The organism is Parasynechococcus sp. (genome assembly GCF_042954245.1).
GTDB lineage: Bacteria > Cyanobacteriota > Cyanobacteriia > PCC-6307 > Cyanobiaceae > Parasynechococcus.
Genome location: NZ_JBGKDP010000131.1, coordinates 1 through 3,479 on the forward strand (window position 1 = coordinate 1; position 3,479 = coordinate 3,479).

Sequence of the window (3,479 nt, forward strand, 5' to 3'; positions counted from 1 at the left end):
AGCTGGAGAAAGGCATCAAATTCGGCAAACTTCCCGCTGACGCCAAGTTCGCTCTGCAGACGCCGGTCACGGTGGGCGAGCTGGAGAACCAGCTGTATCCGATCACCAAGGGCCTGGATGCCAATCAGTTGGTGGTCACCACCAACTTGCTGAACCTGAAACACGGCATGCCTGTGCAGGTACAACCCGCCAAGGCGAACTGAGGGTTGAACGATGTCTGCATCCAATAACTTCACACCCGGCCGGTTCTCAGTACGGTCTGCAGCTTGCTGATCGTGATCGTCGGTTTGATCGCGATTCCGATCCTTCTCATTGAAAACCTTCCCGACATTGCTCCTCCCACGGTGAAGGTGCAGGCAACTTACGTGCGCGCTGACGCGGTTGCCGTTGAGCAAGGGGTCACCTCCGTGCTCGAGCAGCAGATCAACGGGGTGGAGAATATGGACTTCATCACCTCCAACAGTTCGTCGGATGGTGTGAGTTCGATCTCGGTGTCGTTCGACAGCGGCACCGACGGCAACATCAACCAGGTGAATGTGCAGAACCGCGTCTCCCTGGCTGAACCTCAGCTGCCGGAGGAGGTTCGTAAATCAGGTGTGACGGTGAACAAGGCCTCCAACTCGATCCTGCTCGTTTACAACTTCGTCAACGAAGACCCCTCCAAAACCGAATATTCGGTGGAGACGATTAGTGGATATCTCGATAAGAACCTCACCAACAACATCAAGCGGGTGAAGGGCGTCGGCGATGTCACCACCTACTTCGGCAACCGCAAGATCGCCTTCCGCTTCTGGCTGGATCCCGAGAAGCTCACCGCCAACAACCTCTCGGCCACCGATGTGGTCAACCAGCTGCGCAGTCAGAACCATCTGGTGCCTGCCGGCAAGATCGGTGGCGCCCCTGCACCTGAAAGGCAGGAATACACCTTCACGGTGCAGCTGCAGGGATGTCTGACCAGCACCCAGGACTTCAAGAACATCATTCTCAGAGCCACCGATGCCGGCGGCCTGGTTCGGCTCAAGGATGTGGGCCGCGTTGAGCTGGGCGGTGAGACCTACGGCATTGATGCCATGGATCTCAAAGGCACACTTTCGGTTGGCATCGCGATTTACCAGCTCTCCGGAAGTAACGCCATCTGAGGTCTCCAATGGCGTCAAGGAGGTGCTCCGCGAGTTCGAGCAAACCCTGCCGGTGGGCCTCGGAGTGCAGAAGATTTACGACACCACCAACTTCATCAACCAGTCGACCAAAGGTGTGACCCACTTCCTGCGGGACGTTGTGATCCTGGTGGTGCTGTTCTTCCCCACTTCAACCTCTACCGCTCGATCAAGATTGACGGCACTCCCAAGGAGGGCAACAGCTCCGGTCAGGCGATCGGGGCGATGAAGCAGATCTTCAATGCCGGTAGCTATCAGGGTCTTGGTTTCGACTGGACCGGTATCTCCCGCGAAGAAGTGAAGGCTGGATCCCTGGCGGTGGTGATCTTCGCGCTCGGCATCCTGGCGGTATTCCTGGTGCTTTCGGCTCAGTACGAGAGCTACACCGACCCGATCATCATCCTGCTCACCGTGCCGATGGCGTTGCTGGCGGCCCTGGTGTTCCTCGGCGGTGCCGGCCAGGTGCTCAATATCTACGTACAGGTCGGTCTGGCTGGCGGTAACGCGATTCTGATCGTCGACCTGGCAACCAGAAGATGGGGTGAGGGCGAGTCGGTGCTGGAGGCCGCTAAGTTCTCCGCCAAGTCGCGTCTGCGGCCCATCCTGATGACGGCGCTCTCTTCCCTCACTGGATTCCTGCCGTTGATGCTGTCCAGTAGAGCCGGTGCCCAGAGTCAGTCGTCCCTGGGTTTGGTGGTGTTCGGTGGTCTGTTGGTGGCGCGTGTTGATTGCAGTGGCCAATTGGTGCTGGACTTGATTTGTCGGTGGCCTATTTCTTTAAGGTGCTGATCGACAACAGTCCGGCCGAAATCGCCCTGGGCCATTTGCGTCTCTTCTATCTGATGGTGATCAGCTCAGGCAGTCTTGGGGACTTTTCGATTGAGACGGTGCGTCAGTTGCAGGAGGAGGCCACTCACCCTGCGTATCGGCACAGCAATTCTCATCGCGGTCGTCATCGATGAGGGTTCAGCCATAGCCAGCAAAAAAGCCACCCCTTGGGGTCGCTTTGGCATTTCAGATGTGATGGACCCTATTCAGGTGATCACTGTGGGTTGATTCATGCCCGTGCGTTGCTGGATCTCCGCCAGGTTGTTAATAGCGCTGAGCATCTCGGCCAGAGCCATTTGGGGATCCTGGTTGAGGTCACCGCTGCTGGGCACATAGCTCTCCAGGTAGATCCGGATCGTGGCGCCTTTGGTGCCTGTTCCGGAGAGGCGCACCACCACTCGGCTGCCGTCGTCCAAGAAGATTCGCAGGCCCTGGGCCTTGGTTATGGACCCATCAACAGGGTCGGTGTAGCTGAAGTTGTCCGCTGTGCTGATGACGCGTCCGGCAAAGGCTTGGCCCACCAGGCTCGGCAACATTGATTCCAAGCGGTCGTAGAGACCGTGGGCGGCGTCGCTGGCCACGGCTTCGTAGTCGTGACGGGAGTAGTAGTGGCGTCCGAAGCGCTTCCAGTGCTCGGCCATGATCTCAGCGACGCTACAGCGGCGAACGGCCAGAATCTGCAGCCAGAACAGCACGGCCCAGAGGCCATCCTTCTCCCGCACGTGGTTGCTGCCGGTGCCGAAGCTTTCTTCCCCGCAGAGGGTGATCTTGCCGGCGTCCAGCAGGTTGCCGAAGAATTTCCAGCCCGTTGGGGTTTCGAAACAGTCAATTCCCAGCTCCTTCGCCACCACATCCACCGCAGCGCTGGTGGGCATGGAACGGGCCACCCCGGCAAGGCCATCGGCGTAGGCCGGAGCCACAGTGGCGTTCGCGGTAAGCACAGCGAGGCTGTCGCTGGGATTCACGAAGCAGCGCTGGCCGAGGATCATGTTGCGATCGCCATCGCCGTCGCACGCTGCGCCGAAGCGATAGTTGTCTCCCTCGAGCAGCAGTTCAGCCAGGTCGTGGGCGTAGGTGAGGTTGGGGTCGGGGTGACCGTTGCCGAAGTCTTCTAAAGGCGTGCCATTGCGCACGCTCCCCACCGGTGCACCCAGCAGCTCTTCGAACAAGCGGGTGGCGTAGGTGCCGGTGACGGCATGCATGGCGTCAAAGGCCAGGGAGAAGTCGCTGTGAATCAGATCGCGGATCTGATCGAAGTTGAACAGCTCCTGCATCAGGGCAACGAAATCGTCGACGCCGTCGATCACTTCCACCTGCATAGCGCCGATGCTGTGCAGACCAGGCGCATCCAGTGGGAGCGCTGCCGCCTCAACAATCGTGTACTGCTCCAGGGTCTTGGTGCACTCGAACACCGCATCGGTGAAGGAGGCGGGGGTGGGACCACCGTTGGCGCCGTTGACCTTGACGCCGAAGTCACCGTTCTCACCACCCGGG

At 59.4% G+C, this 3,479-nt stretch carries 2 protein-coding genes and 2 pseudogenes; 3 read left to right on the top strand and 1 reads right to left on the bottom strand.

Translation table 11 applies throughout. The features are described from left to right. The 3 genes and pseudogenes from ACGVJ8_RS05830 to ACGVJ8_RS05840 form a co-directional block, all read left to right on the top strand. A pseudogene (locus tag ACGVJ8_RS05830) lies at positions 1–203 on the top strand (efflux RND transporter periplasmic adaptor subunit); the annotation flags it as partial. Positions 204–213: 10 nt separating this feature from the next. After that, positions 214–1,883 (top strand): annotated as a pseudogene (locus tag ACGVJ8_RS05835) (efflux RND transporter permease subunit); the annotation flags it as partial. Between the two features lie 38 nt (positions 1,884–1,921). Further along, positions 1,922–2,119, top strand: coding sequence for a hypothetical protein (locus tag ACGVJ8_RS05840; protein WP_392346279.1), 198 nt, complete (start codon positions 1,922–1,924; stop codon positions 2,117–2,119). A gap of 72 nt (positions 2,120–2,191) precedes the next feature. Here the strand turns inward: ACGVJ8_RS05840 and ACGVJ8_RS05845 are convergent. Beyond that, on the bottom strand, positions 2,192–3,479 hold a 1,288-nt coding region (locus ACGVJ8_RS05845; RefSeq protein ID WP_392346281.1), incomplete at its 5' end, for an alpha-D-glucose phosphate-specific phosphoglucomutase.